Origin of the sequence: Bradyrhizobium sp. BLXBL-01 (assembly GCF_051853025.1) — a bacterium.
Lineage (GTDB): Bacteria > Pseudomonadota > Alphaproteobacteria > Rhizobiales > Xanthobacteraceae > Bradyrhizobium.
On the sequence record NZ_CP182471.1, the window covers coordinates 546,598 to 565,516 of the forward strand.

14 protein-coding genes and 1 tRNA gene are annotated in these 18,919 nt (G+C 62.8%); 9 read left to right on the forward strand and 6 right to left on the reverse strand.

Features of this window, described 5'->3' with window-relative positions:
- Nucleotides 1-89: 89 nt before the first annotated feature.
- Nucleotides 90-1,445: a hybrid sensor histidine kinase/response regulator gene (locus ACNJYA_RS02590; protein ID WP_439367572.1), complete on the reverse strand. Its 1,356-nt coding sequence runs from the start codon at nt 1,443-1,445 to the stop codon at nt 90-92.
- Between the two features lie 5 nt (nt 1,446-1,450).
- A complete protein-coding gene (locus ACNJYA_RS02595; protein ID WP_439365242.1) occupies nt 1,451-2,617 on the reverse strand; it encodes an FIST N-terminal domain-containing protein in 1,167 nt (388 codons plus the stop codon).
- A gap of 266 nt (nt 2,618-2,883) precedes the next feature.
- Here ACNJYA_RS02595 and ACNJYA_RS02600 point away from each other — a divergent pair, with 266 nt between their 5' ends.
- A complete protein-coding gene (locus tag ACNJYA_RS02600) occupies nt 2,884-4,923 on the forward strand; it encodes a methyl-accepting chemotaxis protein (protein ID WP_439401975.1) in 2,040 nt (679 codons plus the stop codon).
- 159 nt (nt 4,924-5,082) lie between these two features.
- Nucleotides 5,083-7,131 carry a methyl-accepting chemotaxis protein gene (locus ACNJYA_RS02605; RefSeq protein ID WP_439365244.1) on the forward strand — a complete coding sequence of 683 codons (2,049 nt, stop codon included), beginning with the start codon at nt 5,083-5,085 and terminating at the stop codon, nt 7,129-7,131.
- Between the two features lie 117 nt (nt 7,132-7,248).
- Here the strand turns inward: ACNJYA_RS02605 and ACNJYA_RS02610 are convergent, their stop codons facing one another.
- Entirely contained in the window at nt 7,249-7,629 is a 381-nt protein-coding gene (locus ACNJYA_RS02610; RefSeq protein WP_439365245.1) for a DUF3175 domain-containing protein, read from the reverse strand.
- 181 nt (nt 7,630-7,810) lie between these two features.
- Here ACNJYA_RS02610 and ACNJYA_RS02615 point away from each other — a divergent pair, with 181 nt between their 5' ends.
- The 3 genes from ACNJYA_RS02615 to ACNJYA_RS02625 all read left to right on the forward strand — a co-directional run bounded on the left by ACNJYA_RS02615 (nt 7,811) and on the right by ACNJYA_RS02625 (nt 11,827).
- Nucleotides 7,811-9,295 carry an MFS transporter gene (locus tag ACNJYA_RS02615; RefSeq protein WP_439365246.1) on the forward strand — a complete coding sequence of 495 codons (1,485 nt, stop codon included), beginning with the start codon at nt 7,811-7,813 and terminating at the stop codon, nt 9,293-9,295.
- Between the two features lie 4 nt (nt 9,296-9,299).
- Nucleotides 9,300-10,121, forward strand: a complete 822-nt coding sequence (otsB, locus tag ACNJYA_RS02620; protein WP_172788246.1) for a trehalose-phosphatase — start codon at nt 9,300-9,302, stop codon at nt 10,119-10,121.
- A gap of 242 nt (nt 10,122-10,363) precedes the next feature.
- Nucleotides 10,364-11,827: a trehalose-6-phosphate synthase gene (locus tag ACNJYA_RS02625; RefSeq protein ID WP_439365247.1), complete on the forward strand. Its 1,464-nt coding sequence runs from the start codon at nt 10,364-10,366 to the stop codon at nt 11,825-11,827.
- A 51-nt stretch (nt 11,828-11,878) separates the two neighbouring features.
- Here ACNJYA_RS02625 and ACNJYA_RS02630 read toward each other — a convergent pair whose 3' ends face one another.
- A complete protein-coding gene (locus ACNJYA_RS02630; RefSeq protein ID WP_172788248.1) occupies nt 11,879-12,220 on the reverse strand; it encodes a hypothetical protein in 342 nt (113 codons plus the stop codon).
- A gap of 193 nt (nt 12,221-12,413) precedes the next feature.
- Between ACNJYA_RS02630 and ACNJYA_RS02635 the strand changes: the two genes are divergently transcribed.
- The 3 genes from ACNJYA_RS02635 to ACNJYA_RS02645 all read left to right on the forward strand — a co-directional run bounded on the left by ACNJYA_RS02635 (nt 12,414) and on the right by ACNJYA_RS02645 (nt 14,665).
- Nucleotides 12,414-12,503, forward strand: a tRNA-Ser gene (locus tag ACNJYA_RS02635).
- A gap of 486 nt (nt 12,504-12,989) precedes the next feature.
- A complete protein-coding gene (locus ACNJYA_RS02640; protein WP_439401976.1) occupies nt 12,990-13,508 on the forward strand; it encodes a DUF4365 domain-containing protein in 519 nt (172 codons plus the stop codon).
- The gene (locus tag ACNJYA_RS02645) at nt 13,505-14,665 is read left to right on the forward strand and encodes a hypothetical protein (RefSeq protein WP_439365281.1); all 1,161 of its coding nucleotides are present in this window, start codon (nt 13,505-13,507) and stop codon (nt 14,663-14,665) included. Before ACNJYA_RS02640 ends, ACNJYA_RS02645 begins: the two co-directional genes overlap by 4 nt.
- 1,258 nt (nt 14,666-15,923) lie before the next feature.
- On the opposite strand, the gene ACNJYA_RS02650 is transcribed toward ACNJYA_RS02645, so the two are convergent.
- Entirely contained in the window at nt 15,924-17,237 is a 1,314-nt protein-coding gene (locus ACNJYA_RS02650) for a recombinase family protein (RefSeq protein ID WP_439401977.1), read from the reverse strand.
- Entirely contained in the window at nt 17,234-17,683 is a 450-nt protein-coding gene (locus ACNJYA_RS02655; RefSeq protein WP_439401978.1) for a DUF2924 domain-containing protein, read from the reverse strand. Before ACNJYA_RS02655 ends, ACNJYA_RS02650 begins: the two co-directional genes overlap by 4 nt.
- Before the next feature lie 435 nt (nt 17,684-18,118).
- Between ACNJYA_RS02655 and ACNJYA_RS02660 the strand changes: the two genes are divergently transcribed.
- A complete protein-coding gene (locus ACNJYA_RS02660; RefSeq protein ID WP_439401979.1) occupies nt 18,119-18,907 on the forward strand; it encodes a hypothetical protein in 789 nt (262 codons plus the stop codon).
- The last annotated feature ends 12 nt before the right edge of the window (nt 18,908-18,919 follow it).

The window sequence follows — 18,919 nt, forward strand, 5'->3', positions numbered from 1 at the left end:
TGACACGTCAAAGCCATATCACGCTGTAAGATGCTACCGGTACGGTGCATGGGGTTGTTTTCAACTTTTGATGTGCGCCAAGTGCGGCTTCAGCTCAGCAGGAACGACAGCAGCGCCCGCATCTCCGCGGGCCTGATCGGCTTCTTCAGCACTTCGAGCCCCTGGAGGCTCGCCTGCTTCGCCGCCTGTTCGGAATAGTCGGCGGTGATGATCATGGCGGGCGTGTCGAGCTTCAAATGCTCCCGCACGTCGGTGATGGCCGACAGGCCGCTCTCGCCGTGATCGAGATGGAGGTCGGCGATCACGACATCGGGCGCGCCGCCGAGCTCGTTGAGGCGCACGAGCGCGTCCGCGCCCGATCGCGTGGTCGCGACGTCGCAGCCCCATCCCTCCAGCAGCGCGGCCATCGCCTCCGAGCCGTTCGGATCGTTCTCGATCAGCAGGATCTTGGCGCCTTCGAGTCCGCTGTAATCGTAGTGACGCGCGGCGGGCGCGACCTCCTGCACCTCGTCGGCGACGTCAGCGAGGTCGGCCGGCTCCAGCTCCAGGGTGAAGGTCGATCCCCTGCCGAGCTGCGACGACAGCCGCACCTCGTGCCCGAGCTCGCTTGCGAAGCGGCGGACGATGGAGAGGCCGAGCCCGAAGCCGGCCTGGTCGGCCGCCGTGGCATCGCCACGCTGGAATTCGCGGAAGATCGCCTCCTGCTGCGCCTGCGCGATGCCGGGTCCGGTGTCGGAGACCTGGACGCAGATCTGGCCGCCGCGCGGCCGGCATCCCATCACGACGCCGCCGCTGCGGGTGTAGCGAATGGCATTGGCGAGCAGGTTCTGCAGGATCCGCCGCAGCATCATCGCATCCGACATCACCGCCAGCTTTGAGCTGCGGATGCGCAAGGACAGGCCTTGCCGCGCGGTGACCGGCTCGAATTCGTTGCGGAGCTGCTCGAACAGGGGCGCCAGCGCGATCGCGCGCACGTCGGGCTTGAGCGCGCCGGCGTCGAGCTTGGCGATCTCCAGCAGTGAGCGCAGCAGGTCCTCCAGCATCACCAGCGAGCGGCTCGCCTGGTCGATCAGCACGCCCGCTTCCTGCGACTCCATCATCTCCGTCAGCGCGGACAGGGTCAGGCGCGCCGCGTTGAGTGGTTGCAACAGATCGTGGGTGACCGAGATCAGCACCGAGGATTTCAGCGAGCTTGCCGCTTCCGCCTGCTGCTTGGCGCGGTAGAGCCCCTCATTGGCGCGCTCGACCGAATGCAGCGCTTCGCGCAATTGGTGCGTCCGGTCGCGAACCTTGTGGTCGAGCGCGATGGCGGTTTCGAACAATGAAAAGGCGTTGAGCTGCTGGTCCATCGAGCGCTCGACGCGCGACATCAACGCCGCATTGATCTTCCTCAGCTTGGCGGCCTCGCGCCTGAGCTGGTCGACCGCATCAGGCCCCTGCCACATGTCCGTCACGACGGGCGCCTTCCGATCGCAACCCCCGTGAAGGTCTGGTTCACATGCATGGAGCCGAACTGCTCGCCGTAGGTGTGAAAGCCGACCACGCGGTTCTGCCGGTACAGTTCGGACATGTCGCGGGCGAGCTGATGCTGCTCGGCATCGAGCCGGCGGAGCAGGCACTCGAAGCCGATATAGAGCGAGACGTCTCCGATCTGGTCGCGGATGTCGGCGAACGTCTCGCGGGCCGCGCCGACCAGGCTGCGCGACGTCGCCGCGGTCAGCACCATGCCCTCGTCGATGGCGCAGAAGAAGTGCAGCGAGCCGTCCGGCTCGACGCGCTGGATCGAGCGCGCGTAATAGGCGCCGCCGACGCGGACCAGGACCGGATGCGAGGCGAAGGAGAACGGATCGAGCTTGGCGTCCATGATGCCGACCACGCGCGAATATTCCTGCGCAGCAGGCTCGGCGTTCAGCTCCCGGACCGTGCGGTTTTCGATGTCCGCCTCGGTCACCACCATCTTCTGCGCCTGCGGCTCGAAATTGTCGCACTTGAAGACGCGGAACGGCAACGAGGTGTTGAGCAGGATCAGCAGGGCGGCATTACTGTGTGCCTTGCCGTCGAAGAACACGAACGTCTTCTCGAAGCGCAGCCCGTCGCCCGCGGACCCGCCGACGACCGGAATATCGTCCAGCGATGCATAGATCGCGGACATCACCGCTTCTTCGCGGCGGCACAGGCCGTCGATCAGGACCAGGCCGAAGGGACTGCCGCGCTCGACCTGCGGCGTGGCCCGCAACAGCTCGTGCCGGAGCTCGCCGCCGATCCTGCGGCCGTCCTCGACGCGGAAGCTGTCGAGGTTGAAGATGGGCCGAACCACCGCGGAGAAGTCGGCACGGCTGAACGCCAGCGCCACGACGCTGTTCTCGTCCCAGCCATCGGGGGCAAGCTCGCCTGCGGTGGTGCAACCGCAGACCTGTGTGTCGTCGAACTGCCGGCTGATCTCGGCGATGAAGCGATGGGGGTCGTAGCTGGGGGAGAGGAACACCAGGATCAGCGCCAGCCCGTCGGACGGGAGCTGGGCCGCGAGCTCGGCCACGGCGCCATCGACGCTCGCGGCCTTCGACTTGGCCACGGCAACGCCCGACGCACCGCCAAACCGGAAATCGGTTTGCCCCACTCCGTTTCTCCCTCGAGGCTTGGTCTAACGCCAAGTGCCTGACAAGTGCCTGATAAGTATTCGAGAGTAAGGCGTTTTGCAGGTCGCCGCAACACGGCAGCCGTCGCGCGCCAGCCCGGATCAGCACGGGAGGAACGCCTCCACTCAGGACGCAGACCGCACGGATTTACCACCCCTTGAGGATTCTGCCCTAATTTTGCGCATGGTTCGGAACGGGCTGCTTCCGGACCGCAGAATGCTGAAAGATCATGAGCTGGGGGTTGGGAATGTCCGGGCGTACCGCGTCGCCGTCGAAGCGTGCACTTTTTCCGACCCTCAGGTTCCGCGCAAAAATCATCCTCGGCTTCGCCGCCGTGCTGGTGATCTCCGCCGGCAGCATGGCCTTCTCCTATTTCGGCTTCGAGCGGGTCGCCTCCGGGGTCGGATCGTACCGCAGCAGCGTGTCGGAGGCCGATCTCGCCCGCAACATCGACCGCGAGCTGCTCGCCTATCGTTCGGCCGTCAAATATTTCGTGGTCACCGGCAAGGAAGACGACGCCAAGGCGGCGCTCGACGCCGAGGCCAGCCTGAAGAACGCCGTCGATCAGGCCGTCAAGGGCGCCAAGAAGCCGGCGCGGCAGGAAAGCCTCAACAAGCTCGCCAAGGAGTTCTCCAATTTCTCCGCGACCTTCGCCAAGGTGCTGCAGGCCAAGCGCGACAGTGCGCTGCTGGTGCAGAACCAGCTGCAGCGCCAGGCCAATCTCCTGAAGTACAAGCTCGACGACATCGGCAACAATGCCTCCGATTCCGAGGCGCAGGCGATCGAGTTCGGCACCAAGCAGGTCAACGCCCAGTTCCAGACTGCGAGCGCAGCGGCGACCAATTTCGTGCTGACGTCCGACCAGGCGATCGCGACCAGCGCGCTGGCACGGCTCAAATTCGTCGAGAACTCGCTCGGTGCCGTCTATTCCATGGACGACAAGATCGTCGCTGGCCTGAAGGACGCCAAGACCATTCTCGGAGCCTATCGCGAAGCGCTGGAGAAGCTCATCGCCAACGCCAAGCTGGTCGATGACCTCGTCACCGAGATGAGCGGCTCGGCTGGTGCGATCCAGCAAGGAGCCACCGCCATGAAGGCGGACCTCGTCGCCGAGCAGCAGCGGCTCGATTCGGAGTCGGAGGCGACCATCGGGCAGACCGAGCAGCTGGTGCTGATGCTGGCCGTCGGCGGCACGCTGCTCGGCGCGGTCCTCGCCCTGCTGCTCGCCACCGGCATCTCGCGGCCGATGATCGCGATGTGCAAGGCGATGCGCGAGCTCGCCTCCGGCAATTTCGACGTCGTGCTGCCCGGCTTGGGCCGCAAGGACGAGATCGGCGAGATGGCCGGCGCGGTCGAGGAATTCAAGATCCAGGCCGTTGCCAAGGCCGAACGCGACGCCGCCGCGAGCGAAGTGCAGAACCGCGAGCAGGCCGCCAGCCGCCGCGCCGAGCTGATCCGCTTTGCCGACGATTTCGAGAGCGCGGTCGGCGCCATCGTCTCCAACGTCTCGGCCTCGGCCGTGCAGCTGGAATCGGCGGCCTCCACGCTGACCCGCACCGCCGAGACCACCCAGAGCCTGTCGAGCCAGGTCGCCGGCGTCTCCGAGCAGGCCTCCTCCAACATGCAGTCGGTCGCGACCGCGACCGAAGAGCTCTCGGCCTCGGTCGAGGAGATCGGCCGCCAGGTGCGCGATTCCCGCCGCATCGCGGAGGCAGCCGTCATGCAGGCCAAGGAGACCGACGGCCGTATCGGCAAGCTGTCGCATGCCGCCCAGCAGATCGGCGAGGTGGTCAAGCTGATCACCGCGATCGCCGAGCAGACCAATTTGCTTGCGCTCAACGCCACCATCGAGGCCGCCCGCGCCGGTGAAGCCGGCCGCGGCTTCGCGGTCGTGGCGAGCGAGGTGAAGTCGCTGGCGAGCCAGACCGCGAAGGCGACCGACGAGATCTCCTCGCACATTGCAGGGATGCAGGGCGCGACCGCCGAATCGGTCGCCGCGATCAAGGAGATCGGCGCGACGATCGGCCAGATCTCGTCGATCTCGACCTCGATCGCGAGCGCGGTGGAGCAGCAGGGCGCCGCCACCCAGGAGATCGCCCGCAGCGTTCAGACCGTCGCCCAGGGCACCCAGACCGCGGCCACCGACATCGGCCAGGTCAACCGCGGCGCCGCCGAGACCGGCTCGGCCTCGGAAGAGGTGCTGAACTCGGCCAAGACGCTGTCGAGCGAAAGCACCCGTCTCCGCGCCGAGCTCGACCGCTTCATGGCAAATATTCGGGCGGCGTAGGAAGGCGCGCCTTAACAAATCCCTACGCCACCTAACTGCCAGTTGCGGCGCCACAAATTTACCGCAGCTTATCCTTTGCCGGTTACCGTGCACACGAGTCAGGAAGCGGGCTGCTTCCCGGCTGCGCCTGGTTTTCCGCGAATGGAATGGGGTGGGGGAATGTCGGTGAAGTCCAAGTCGAGCCAATCGAAGTCGAGCCAATCGAAGCTGCCAACGCTGCGTTTTCGCGCAAAAATCATCCTCGGCTTCGTGGCGGTGCTCGCCATCCTCGCCGGCAGCATGGCGTTCGCCTATTTCGGCTTCGAGCGGATCGCAGGCGCCGTGGCCTCCTACCGCACCAGCGTAGCGGAAGCCGACCAGGCGCGGACGGTCGATCGCGAGCTGATCGCCTATCAGGGGCTGACCCGAGCTTATACCCTGACCGGCGCCGTGGATGACGAGACTGCAGCCAAGGCTGCCGAGGGGAATCTGAAGAACGCGATCGCAAAGTCGATGGCTGCGACGACCGGCGCGGCCCGCCGTGAGCAGGTCGGCAAGCTCGAGGCCGAATTCCAGAGCTTTACGAAAGTCTTCAGCGAGATCATCGCGCTGACGCGCGAGAACGGCAAGATCGCGGCCGACGAGCTCAACAGTGTCGGCAACAAGATCCGATTCAAATTCGACGATCTCGCCGACACCGCGGCGCTGGCGGGCCTCGCCTCGGTGCAGACCACGGCTAAGGACATTACCTCGCAATATCTGGCAGTCTCCACCTCGGTCAGCGCCTTCGTGGCCAAGCCGGAGCCGAAGACCGCTGACGGCGTGATCGCCCGCATCAAGTTCCTCGAGACATTGCTGGTCTCCGTCTACGCGAACGACCAGAAGATCACGGATCGCGTCAAGGAGATCGGCGATCTCCTGAAGCAATACCGCGCCTCGTTCGCAAAGCTGACCGAGAACGTGAAGGTCGTCGTCAAGCTGAACGGCGAGATGACCAAGACTGCGGCAACCATCCTCAAGCTCTCGGCCGAGCTGCGTTCGGATCTCACCGCCGACCAGCAACGCATCGAGGCGAGCGCCAATGCGACGATCGGAGAGACCGAGCAGCTGATGCTGATGATGGCGCTCGGCGGGCTGGCTGTCGGCATCGTGCTGGCCTTGTGGCTCGGCAACGGCATCTCGCGGCCGATGATCGCGATGTGCAAGGCGATGCGCGAGCTTGCCTCGGGCAATTTCGACGTCGTGCTGCCCGGCTTGGGCCGCAAGGACGAGATCGGCGAGATGGCCGGCGCGGTCGAGGAGTTCAAGATCCAGGCTGTTGCCAAGGCCGAGCGCGACGCCGCCGCGAGCGAAGTGCAGAACCGCGAGCAGGCCGCCAGCCGCCGCGCCGAGCTGATCCGCTTTGCCGACGATTTCGAGAGCGCGGTCGGCGCCATCGTCTCCAACGTCTCGGCCTCGGCCGTGCAGCTGGAATCGGCGGCCTCCACGCTGACCCGCACCGCCGAGACCACCCAGAGCCTGTCGAGCCAGGTCGCCGGCGTCTCCGAGCAGGCCTCCTCCAACATGCAGTCGGTGGCGACCGCAACAGAAGAGCTCTCGGCCTCGGTCGAGGAGATCGGCCGCCAGGTGCGCGATTCCCGCCGCATCGCGGAGGCAGCCGTCATGCAGGCCAAGGAGACCGACGGCCGTATCGGCAAGCTGTCGCATGCCGCCCAGCAGATCGGCGAGGTGGTCAAGCTGATCACCGCGATCGCCGAGCAGACCAATTTGCTTGCGCTCAACGCCACCATCGAGGCCGCCCGCGCCGGTGAAGCCGGCCGCGGCTTCGCGGTCGTGGCGAGCGAGGTGAAGTCGCTGGCGAGCCAGACCGCGAAGGCGACCGACGAGATCTCCTCGCACATTGCAGGGATGCAGGGCGCGACCGCCGAATCGGTCGCCGCGATCAAGGAGATCGGCGCGACGATCGGCCAGATCTCGTCGATCTCGACCTCGATCGCGAGCGCGGTGGAGCAGCAGGGCGCCGCCACCCAGGAGATCGCCCGCAGCGTCCAGACCGTCGCGCAGGGCACCCAGACCGCGGCCACCGACATCGGCCAGGTCAACCGCGGCGCCGCCGAAACCGGCTCGGCCTCGGAAGAGGTGCTGAACTCGGCCAAGACGCTGTCGAGCGAAAGCACCCGTCTCCGCGCCGAGCTCGACCGCTTCATGGGCAATATCCGGGCGGCCTAAAGACCGCGGAAAGAACGCGTAGGGGGGATTGGCGAAGCGTAATCCACCCTTTGATGTCACGGCCAGGAATGGAACGGTGGGTTACGGCTTCGCCTAATCTAACCCACCCTACAAATTTCACTCCCTTCCGAACGCCCGCTTCAGCTCGACCTTGGCGCGCTCCAGCCGCGTGCGCTGCGTCTTCGGCAGCGTCTTGCCGGCGCGGTTGATGTAGAAGGTCAGCATCGACAGCGCCGAGCGATAGGCGCCGGTCTTGCGTCGCGAGCTGTGCTCGGCCGAGCGCTTCAACGAAGCCGCGATCCTCTTCGCGCTCGTGAGCTTGAACACCCCTTGCTTGAGGTCGAGCGCATCGCTCATCTCTGTCACGCGTTGCGACCAGCGCCTTGTGGCGCGTTTCGTGCTCTTGGGCGCGGCCGCGCTACGCCGGGTGCTTGCCTTGCGGGCCGTCTTGCGCGGGCCGCTGTTTCGAGAATGTGTCGTCTTTCTGACCTGAGCCATGCGCCAACTCCTTGCGGCTCCAGCGGAAACGAGCGGTGCCCCCGGGCGTTCCGCGGGAACCCGGCCTCATCGCGAACGTTGTCGCAGGTGGCAGGCAGATTGCCGCACCCCGATGATCGGATCGACCCCGTCCACGTCGTGTGAAACGGGGTCGCTTCCATTGATCAGACGCAGCAACCCGATGGAATTGCAGCAAAGCCCAGCGCTGAACTATGCACCCGTCGTCCCGGCGGCCGCGACCGACCGCATCGTCGAGACCAGCATTCCCGCGCGGCTCGATGCGCTGCCGTGGAGCGGATTTCACACGCGCGTCGTGCTCGCGCTGGGCATCACCTGGATTCTCGACGGTCTCGAGGTGACGCTGGCGGGCGCGCTCTCCGGCGCGCTGAAGCAGAGCCCGTCGCTGCATTTCTCCAATCTCGATCTCGGCATCGCCAACTCCGCCTATCTCGCCGGCGCCGTGCTCGGTGCGCTCGGCTTCGGCTGGCTGACCGATCGCATCGGCCGCAAGAAGCTGTTCTTCATCACGCTCGCGCTCTATCTTTCGGCAACGGCCGCAACCGCGCTGTCGTGGGATGTCGCGAGCTACGCGCTGTTCCGCTTCCTCACCGGTGCCGGCATCGGCGGCGAGTACACCGCGATCAACTCGACGATCCAGGAGCTGGTGCCCGCGCGCTATCGCGGCTGGACCGATCTCGTGATCAACGGCAGCTTCTGGGTCGGCGCTGCGATGGGCGCGGTCGCCGCCATCGTGCTGCTCGATCCCGCTGTTATCGGCCCCGATCTCGGCTGGCGCCTCGCTTATCTGATCGGCGCAATCCTCGGCCTCGTCGTGCTCCTGATGCGGATGTGGATTCCGGAGAGCCCGCGCTGGCTGATGATCCACGGCCGTCCCGACGAGGCCCACGCCATCGTCGACGAGATCGAACGCTCGGTGACCGGGCATGGCCAGGACACGGGCGAGGGTCGCTTCCCGAAGATCCGCCTGAGAATGCGCGATCACACGCCGATCGCCGAGGTCGTCCACACCTTGTTCTCGGTCTACCGCCAGCGCGCCCTGGTCGGCCTCGCGCTGATGAGCGCGCAGGCGTTCTTCTACAACGCCATCTTCTTCACCTTCGCGCTGGTGCTGACCGATTTCTACGGCATCAGCGCCGATCACGTCGGCTGGTACTTGCTGCCCTTCGCGGCCGGCAATTTCCTCGGGCCGCTGCTGCTCGGCCGCCTGTTCGATACGCTCGGCCGCCGCACCATGATCATGTTCACCTATGGCGCATCGGGCGTGCTGCTGGCGCTGTCGGGCTATCTGTTCTCGATCGGCGTGCTGAGCGCGCAGGGGCAGACCATCGCCTGGATGGTGATCTTCTTCTTCGCATCGCCCGCCGCGAGCGCGGCCTATCTCACCGTCAGCGAGACGTTTCCGCTGGAGGTTCGCGCGCTGGCGATCGCAGTGTTCTATGCGGTCGGCACCGGCATCGGTGGCGTGATCGGGCCGGCGCTGTTCGGCGCGCTGATCGACACGGGATCGCGCACCAGCGTGTTCGCCGGCTATCTGCTGGGCGCCGTCCTGATGATCGCGGCCGCGATCGTGGCGTGGCGCTATGCCGTCGCCGCCGAGCGCAAATCGCTCGAACATATCGCGCGGCCGCTCGCCTTTATGGAGTAGACTGATGAAATCGGAACTTGCGGAAATGGCGTTGGACCAGAAGCTCACCACACCTGATGACGACGAGACGCCGGAAACGGTGCCAGTGCCGCATGCGTTGGTGCCGCATCTCGATGAAATCGCCATTCTGCTCGACATCGACGGTACGCTGCTCGAGCTGATGCCGACGCCGCGCGAGGTGTGGGTGCCACCGGGCCTGTCGGAAACACTGAAGCATCTGACCGAGCGCACCTCCGGGGCGCTGGCGCTGGTCAGCGGCCGCTCGCTCAACGACATCGACCTGATCTTCGCGCCCGATGTATTCCGCGCCGTCGCTGGCCACGGCGCGGAGATGCGGCTGGCGGTGGACAGTGAAGCCGATGCCCTGCACGCGCCGCCGCTCGACAAGGAGCTGAAGCGCCGGCTGGCCGCCATTGCCAAGCTCAGCCCCGGAATCCTGCTCGAGGACAAGGGCTATTCGCTCGCGCTGCATTACCGCCTGGCGCCGCATGCGGAGAAGGCGATCTACGAATCCGTCTCGCTGATCCGGGCCGATCTGCCGAGTGCACCGATCGAGGTGCTGCCCGGCAAGTTCGTCTGCGAGATCAAGCATTCCGGATTCACCAAGGCGAGCGGCGTGCGCGAATTGATGAAGCACGCGCCGTTCAAAGGACGTCGTCCGCTATTCATCGGTGATGACGTCACGGACGAGACCGTGTTCGCGATCATGCCCGACATGGACGGGCTTGCGTTCTCGGTCGGCCGCCGCGCCATGGGTGTGAATGGCCACTTCGATGCGCCGGCGGATGTGCGTGCGTTCCTGGCGCACCTGCTCGATCCCAGGTGAAACCAAGGCAGCGCCATCTCGCAGACATAAAGGCTTTCATCGCAGCGCCATTGCGCGCCGCGATGCATGCTGCGCAATCGGGCCGGAAACGCTGTCTTTGCAGCGATATTCCCGGGTTCCGTGAGGAAAACCAGTTCCAACGCGCACGCCCGATTTTGGTTTCAATTGGTTGAAACGATGATCAGGAACCATATTGATGAACGGCAGTTAAATGGGGCGGAATGAACAGGAGGGGACGACCTGTGAACTTGATCGTCGTTTCAAATCGCGTCGCCCGCGGCAAACCCAATGAGCCCATGACGGGCGGCCTTGCGGCGGCTTTGCTTCCCGTGGTGGAACATTCTGGTGCGATCTGGGTCGGTTCCTCCGGCCGGGTGCGTGATGGCCATCAGAAGGAACCGTTCGCCGAGATCGAGGCGCTCGGGACAGGCGCGATCGCAACGCTGGATCTGCCGGCGGCGCATTACGGCGGTTATTACGAAGGCTTCGCCAATTCAGCGCTGTGGCCGGCGTTGCATTCGCGCAGCGATCTCATTCGCGTCTCGCGCGAGGATTATGTCAGCTATCGCGAGGTGAACGCCTTCATGGCGCGCGCCTTGATGCGGTTCCGCAAGGCCCGGACTGCGTTCTGGGTGCAGGACTATCATTTCCTCGCGCTCGGCGCCGAGCTGCGCGAGCTCCGCGTCGACGATCCCATCGGCTTCTTCCTGCATACGCCATGGCCCGTCGCCGCAGTGATCCAGGGCGTGCCCAACCATCGCGAGCTGATCACGGCGATGCTGGCGTACGATCTGCTCGGTTTCCAGACCGAGGAAGATCGGCAGAACTTCCTCTCTTATGTCGGCGGCGAGCTCGGCCTCACCATCGAGGACGGTGTCGTGATCTCGCAGCACGGTCGCACGCGCTGCGAAGTCTTCCCGATCGGCATCGATGCGGAGAAGTTCGCGGCCTATGCCACGAAGTCGGCCGCGCATCCGGACGTGTCGCGGCTGCGCCGCAGCCTCAACGGCGAGCGCCTCGCGATCGGTGTCGACCGGCTCGATTATTCCAAGGGTCTCGTCAACCGCATCAGCGCATTCGACCGGCTCTGGACCGAGCAGCCGCAGTTTGCGCGCAGCATCTCGCTGCTCCAGATCGCCAACCCCTCGCGCGGCGGCATCGAGGCCTATGGCAATCTTCAGAACGAGGTCGCGCGTCTCGTCTCCGACGTCAATGGCCGCCACGGCGAGGTCGATTGGACGCCGATCCGCTATCTGAACAAAGGCTTCAGCCAGGCCGTGCTCGCGGGTCTCTACCGCACCGCGCAGATCGGCGTGGTGACGCCGCTGCACGACGGCATGAACCTCGTCGCCAAGGAATATGTCGCCGCGCAAAACCCCGCCGATCCCGGCGTGCTGGTGCTGTCGAAGTTCGCTGGCGCCGCCAACGAGCTCGACGCCGCGCTGCTGGTCAATCCGCACGACATCGACGGCATGGCCCGCGCGATCGCGATCGCCGCATCCATGCCGCTCACCGAGCGCAAGATGCGCTGGGACGCGATGATGAAGAAGCTGCGCGGCCACACCATCCAGCAATGGTCCGCCGATTTCGTCGCCGAGCTCGAGAAGTGCCGCACCGAGAAGGCGGCCGTGGCCCCGCTCGCAGCCCAGCCGCCGCAGGCGCTGCGCTGGCTGAAGTCGGCGATCTCAGGCGTGCGGTTGATCTAGACTAGCTCGTCTCCCTCTCCCCACAAGCGGGGAGAGGTGAAAACGGCAACCTCAATAGCAATACGACACGCCATCCAGGATCGCGCATTGCCGCTTGTTCGGCGCGTTCGGATCGTCCAGCGGCACCACGCCCTTGCCCTGGCCGACGAACACGCCGGGCCCGACATGCACGGAGCTCTTGTTGCCGATGATCACGCTCTGATGCGGCGTCGAGCTCGAGCGCGTGCCGTCCGGCCAGAGGATGGAATCGCCCGAAAGCACCCCGCGCCGGCCGTCGTCGCAGCTGACGTCGACGCCCTGCCGGGTGCAGACCTCAGCCAGGGCCGGCGTGGCAAGAGCGGAGCCGAGGACCGAAATCAGGCTCAAGGCGGCGATGGTCTTGGTGATGGTCATGGCCTCCCCGGTCGTGTTTGGCGGCTTGCCGTGAATCGTCGCGCCAGGGCCGCCCGTGGTTCAGCCGGCAGGCCCGTCCGGCACGTATCGAGCCTCATATTGTGCTGTAAATACAATAAGTTGCGGAAAATCACCTGATTTATCCCCCGATCCCTTGCAAAATCGTCGGCGCCCCTTCAAGAGAGGGCGCTCCGGAGAGATGGCCGAGTGGCTTAAGGCGCACGCTTGGAAAGCGTGTGTGCGGGAAACCGTACCGTGGGTTCGAATCCCACTCTCTCCGCCAGTCCCCTTTTTCGAACCCCCTCTCCCTGCCAGTCTAAGTTTCTACTGTCGCTGATTTCCCGAGCTTTTTGACGCTGAACCGTACTCAGCAAATCAGGTCTGTAGCTGAAGCCTGCTCCATCGCCCTGCTTTCTCCAAGCCTCTGTACTTTCCGAGCGGCTAACGGACGATAAATGCCTTGAAAATCAAGCATTTCAGTTGTCGGAAAAGCAGAAGAATTCGTTTCTTACTTGCCTGGCAAGACCGCCAAAAAATCCAGTCGTCCATTTGGATTTTATACAACGCTCGTTTTGGAATCCCTCGGATTCCGTTTTGCATGGGGTTTTGAACGAGCTTCGTGGTTAGCGCCGATGGAGGCGGGCGCGAATAGGCCGTACAGCGCAGTAGCCGGCGATAGTTCGGGCCAAGGAGGGGCAACACGACATTTTGGGATTGCACGGCGCCAACATTCAATCAAGACTGCCGAGGGGCGAGCGGGCAGGGGCTCATGTTAGCTGTTTCAGATTACGCAGCCATTTCTCATCGGCAGGACGCATTTTCTGGATCGTACATAAGCGCGATTTGCGCTGCGGCAGGGTGCGGAGTTGAGGCCGTCACCCTAGACAACGACAAGGTTGACTACCTTGTGCGCTCGCGCGTGCAAGGAAAGATTTTGAACAAACCGCAAATCGACATTCAAGCGAAGTGCGAGAGGAGCGGTATGGCCACGAGCGATCCCATATCATACTCTTTGGACTTGGATACCTATGACGCCTTGAGAGACGTAAAGGTCTGCATTCCTCGCATTTTGGTTCTGGTGCTTGTCCCTGACGATGTTCAAGAGTGGATCATGCAGTCCGAGCACGCTCTCCTGCTTAGGCACTGCGCGTATTGGGTTTCCCTGAAGGCGATGCCGTCGAGCACTAACACCGCGACTCAGACAGTTCATATATCCAGAATGAACGTTTTCGGCCCACAAGTCTTGCAAACGATGATGGCCAAGATAGCTGATGGGATCGAGCTATGAGGGCTTCTATAAAGGACCAGCTTGCCATTGGCGCGATCCGGCATCTCAACGCCATTGGATATCTGCGAGCCCACGGCTGGGAGCGCTTTGGAGAAGCATCAGGGCGGCCGTTCACTGTCTGGCACAACGCCGCACATCCCAAAGCGGAGATAATCATCCCGGCGGATCGAAGTGCAGCCGACTATACATTGTTATTTCGCGAAGCTCTCCGCGAGCTCGAGGCTGTCGAAAATCGCTCACAGCTCGAAATCCTCCGCGACTTGTACAACTCTGGTTTTGATATTGTCCGACTGGCGTCTCAATCCACACGCACGGCGGATGGCACTGTCGACATCGAGGAGGGGGTCTTGCTGTTCGAACGGGCTAGAGACACGCTGTATGCGGCAGCATGTTCGACGGTGAAACCCCAAGCCGTCTTCCATTCTCGGCGCCCACAAGCCGCTAGTGACTATATGAGGAAAGCAAAACTAGGTCAGACGGAACATGGGAGCTATGTGCTCACCCTTCTGTCACCGGTTGCACCGCAGTTGACACCACACAGCGACACGGACCTCTTTCCTGAGGAGCCCTTTGAGCGGCGAGTGGTCCAGACGTTGGCGCGGTCCGTGCACCTCGCGGTCCGCGCAGCGGAAAGCTCAGTCACGGGAGCTGATTTCAGTCCCTTTCAAGAGGCCGTTGCTAGCGGCGTTAGCGCTAATCTTTGCGAGGGCATAGCTGGCCTCTTTGCTGCGGCCGACCCAGCCTCCGTTGAACTTTCCGTCTCGTGGGCGCTAAATCGGCCCACACCGAATGAGGTCCATTCCCGCACCCTCATAAGCAGTGACATCGTTCCAACCCTTCAAGAAGCTGCACGGCTCTTTCGAGTATTTGACCGAGTTGAGAACTACGAGATCAAAGGGCCCGTGATTAAGCTGCAAAGAGAGGAGACGGCCTCCTTCGGTATGGTTACTGTGTTGGCCCCGGTAGAAGGAAAGTCGCGCAAAATTACTCTCGCTTTACTGGACCGCGACTACCAGACTGCTGTCATGGCCCACCATCAGCATCTATACGTTCGTGTGGTTGGAACGTTAGCGCGTGAAGGAAAGTCTTATAGGCTGGAAAACCCGGCCAACTTCGGCCTCTCGCCTGACGACGAAGATGACATTGACGAGGCCTGATGTTTGACGCGCTGAAGGCGCAGCCGTCCATGTATCGGCTTGGCTCTCAGCATGAAGGCTCTGCTGCAAAGGTAGTAGCGGCGTTGGTGAGCCCCAAGAGGATGAAAGGCCGTCTGACTTTGATGGCGTTGTCTACATACCGTTGAATGGAGGGTGCCATTGTGCAGAGAGCTGCGGGTGCTCTGAGGCGGGCTAGGCCCGGCGAAAGCCACTCAGAACCCAACCGATGGCCCCACCTAGGATCAGTAGGCCGAAAGGCGGCAGAAGGGTAACTAGCCAAGCTTCTTGCGCCTGATCACCTGCAGTACTGTATCTGGCGTCTATCGCTGTGAGAATATCATCGCGCGTGGTCGTCTCGACCTTTCCGCCAGGTCGTGTGGCTTGCTGCTTCAGCTCCACATTCAGGACATCAGCGAGGTCACGGCGTCTCATCGAGGTGTCTAGGGTGATCCGCTGACCGCTGCCCAATTCAATTTCGTATTTCGGTGCGCGCCATAGGCCCGCGTACGTTTGCGGCTTTGAGATTAGAACAGCGAGGCCTACCCACAGGACCGCGAGAACAACCCAAGCTCGAAAGAACCCCTTACGCCACGTCATGCACGCCAGTCCCAACAACGACCTCTCGTGAGGCTCTTTACGGAATACAAAACCCTGCTACAAAAGCAACGCAGAATTTCCTCTGATTTTTTCAATGCTGAAGTCGATGGTTCGCGGTTCCCACCCAACTGTACCTAACTAGCGCGCTCGAACTCCGTGTGCTAGCCAGCACATTATGTCAAAAGCTTTTCGCAGTGAGCTGAGGCCGTGACACACCTCTGCGAGCCCATCTTGCTCTCCGCACTTCAAAAACGGAAGTGAGTTCGTTGTGCGGGCCAGTCCGCGGGGAATGGTTTCAGCAACGATTTCAGCTCAAGTGTTTTGCTTTGTCGACCGTCCAAGATGGACTGGACCAGATCCGGAGCGAGCAGGGTAAGGCGGAGCACCCTGCAGACGTAGGACTCGTTAACTGCCTCACGTTTGGAAAGCTCTGCGGCCGAAGAATAATGTCCAATCTCGATGAGCCGGCGCCATCGATGCGCTCTCGCGAGAGCAGCAATCAGACTGTTGCTTGGGCGTGATCGAGGAGCAGTCCAGTCCTCTACTCCCGCAGGAACCACGATTTGCTTCCGGCCGCCGCTCTGCCGGAAGTCGACTGGGATGCTAACAACGAGCTCGCTTCCGTCGCGGCTGAGCCGCACATTCTGTTTCGGCTTGTTTGTCATGCGGCCTCCGCGAGCGTCCCGCTGGCCTTGAGATCCGCGGCCAGCGTCGCGAAGCCGTCCACCCGAAGATGCAAATCGACCTTTGCAGCCGCGACGACGACCTTAGCCACAACGAGCTGCAGGATGCGGGATTGCTCCGCGGGGAATAATTCGCTCCACAGCTGATCAAAGTGGACGAGGGTATCGCGGACCCATCGCTCGGTCGTCCCGGGCGCGTGGATTCGCATTTTCTTCCAGGTCGCCACGATCAGCTCAGGGGAGGCAAGCACGCGGCGGATCTGGTCCACGACGATCTCCTCAATCTCCCCTGCGGGGACGCGGAAGGCCGCGCTGGATGCAGCCGCGCCTTTGATGGTTTGTTGGCTGACGTAATAGCGGTACAGCTTTCCCCGACGGCGAGTATGAGTGGGAGACATTGCAACGCCAACTGAGTCCAAAATCAGCCCCTTGAGCAGGGCAGGGGTCTGCGCCCGGTGCTTTGCGGCTCGCTTGCGAGGGCTCTCCTGCAGGATGGAGTGCACCTGGTCCCAAAGCTTGCGCTCGATGATGGCGTTGTGCTCGCCGGGATAGGCCGTACCCTTGTGAACCGCGTCCCCGATGTAGGTCCGATTGTTCAGCATCTTGTAGAGCACGCCCTTGTCGATGGCCTGGCCGTAACGATTTCGGAGGTCCTTCTGCTTAAGCTCTCGGGCGAGGAGAGTGGCCGAGCCCAAAGTCACGAACCTGCGGAAGATCCACCGGATGGTCTCCGCGTCCTGGTCATTGATCACCAGCTTGCGATCTTTGACTTCGTAGCCGAACGGCGCCCAGCCGCCCATCCACATGCCCTTTTTGCGAGAAGCCGCGAACTTGTCGCGGATGCGCTCACCGGTTACCTCGCGCTCGAATTGGGCAAAGGAGAGCAAGATGTTGAGCGTCAGCCGCCCCATGGAAGTAGTGGTGTTAAAGGCCTGCGTGACCGAGACAAAGGTGACCGTGCGTCGGTCGAACGCTTCTACCAGCTTGGAAAAGTCCATTAACGACCGCGACAGCCGGTCGATCTTGTAGACCACGACGACGTCTACCTTGCCGGCCTCGATGTCAGCCAAGAGGCGCTTGAGCGCGGGGCGCTCCAGCGTGCCGCCGGAGAAACCGCCGTCATCATATTGATCAGGAACGAGAAGCCAACCTTCCTGCTTGTGGCTTGCGACATAGGCCTCGCATGCTTCCCGCTGGGCCTCCAGGGAGTTGAATTCCATGTCCAGGCCTTCCTCGCTGGACTTGCGGGTATAGACCGCACAACGCAGCTTGCGAACGATCGGCTTGCTCATACCGATGCCCGCTGGCTCTTCAAGCCGAAGAAAACGAGGCCATTCCACCGCGTTCCCGTGATCGCTCGGGCGACCGCCGAAAGCGATTTGTAAGGCCTCCCTTGGTACTCGTAGTCGGCCTCGCGGACCGTCACCCGATGCTCGACGCCCTTCCACTCCCGAATAAGACGCGTGCCGCTGACGGGGCGGTCCGAATTTTTGTGCCGGACCCGCTTGCTGCCCTTGGACGGGAGGTCGGCCGCCAGGGCCTCCAGGCGGCGGACTGTGTCAGCGGACAGGCCGCCGTACGCCAGCTCCTGGATCCGGTACGCCAACCGGCTTTCAAGGAAACGGCGGTTGTAGGGAGGCGGCTCCGAGCCGAACAGCTCGCGCCAGCGCGCCTTCAGAGCGCCCACGGGGGCACTCTTGAGAGCCGAAATCTGCGCCAAAACGCCGCCGCTAGCCATCCGCCATTCTCCAGTCCAAAGGCGCGGCATGTCCGCTCTGGTCGGGCGAGATGTCGAGTGAAACATCTCCCGTGTGGTCGGAAAATCCGCTTGCCTTTCGGGCCTGGATCCGGCTGAGGGCGAGCGCCAAAAGCTCGGCGATTTCGGCAATTCGGTCGTTGGCGGAAGGTATGTGTGGAGATCTTGTGATCATCCGCACTTTTTGGAGATGATTCGGGGAGGAGTCCGGCGGTCAACCTCCCCCGTTCTGGGCTAGGTTTACAGAAACCGATTCACGGCCTGCGGACGAACATGTCTAACCATCACTTTGCGCCAGGACCAAACGCAGAAATCGAGCCGAAAGGTCCGCAACATGCGTTTGAAGGAGCGGTAGCTCTACTGGCGCCCTTCAAACGCCGGCTTGAGGCGCATGCGCCAGCCGATGCAAGAGAGGCGATGGCGGCACAGGATCCGCGCCTCTTAGCCTATGCGGAAGTCCATAGTTTGGCGGAGGGCCTCAATAGTGCGCTGTATCGGGCTCGTCAGGCACCAAGGGTCAAGGATGTGGTGGCCGAACTCGGCCGAGCCCGAGACCTTTGTCGCGAAGCCAATTCGGCGATTGTCTCACTCGGGGAATGGTCCCGTTTCCATCTTCGAATTCCTTCCGAACTTTATGGCGATGGTGTCGAGCCTCGCTGGCTGCCTTCCTACGAAGACGGAAATGCCGGTGAATTCGTTGGACTATCCTCCCGCATAGCCGACCAGATGGAGGAGGTTGTCGGCAAGTTACAAAAGATGTTTGGCGACGGTCAGATCGCTGACCGAGGTGGCGCTCAGAATTATGAAGAGCGATTTCTCGGCCCGGTGAAGAATAGGTTCATCCGGGAGGCATTTGAGGTTTTCGACGCATATCACCCGGGAAGCGCCAGCTCGTCAGACGGCTCGCCGTTCTTCTGCTTCGTACACAAGGTGTTTGAGTTTGCGACTGGCGAGCATGACGAAGACAAGGTAGCCCTTGGATATAAATTACGAGAGCTGATAAGCGCGCTGCACGGTTATAGCCGTGCAAAGGCTAAATATTGGAGCATTGAGCTGATGCTCAACTCCGGCGACCAGGACGACGCAACCAGAGGCGATCTCGAAAGGCGCCAAAGGAAAGCAAAGAGGGAAATGGAGCTGCACGAAGGGAAGTTCGTCCCAGCTCTCGCTCAAAAAGGCCTACCTCCTCAAAAAACCGGCAAGTAGGCCGCGGGCGCG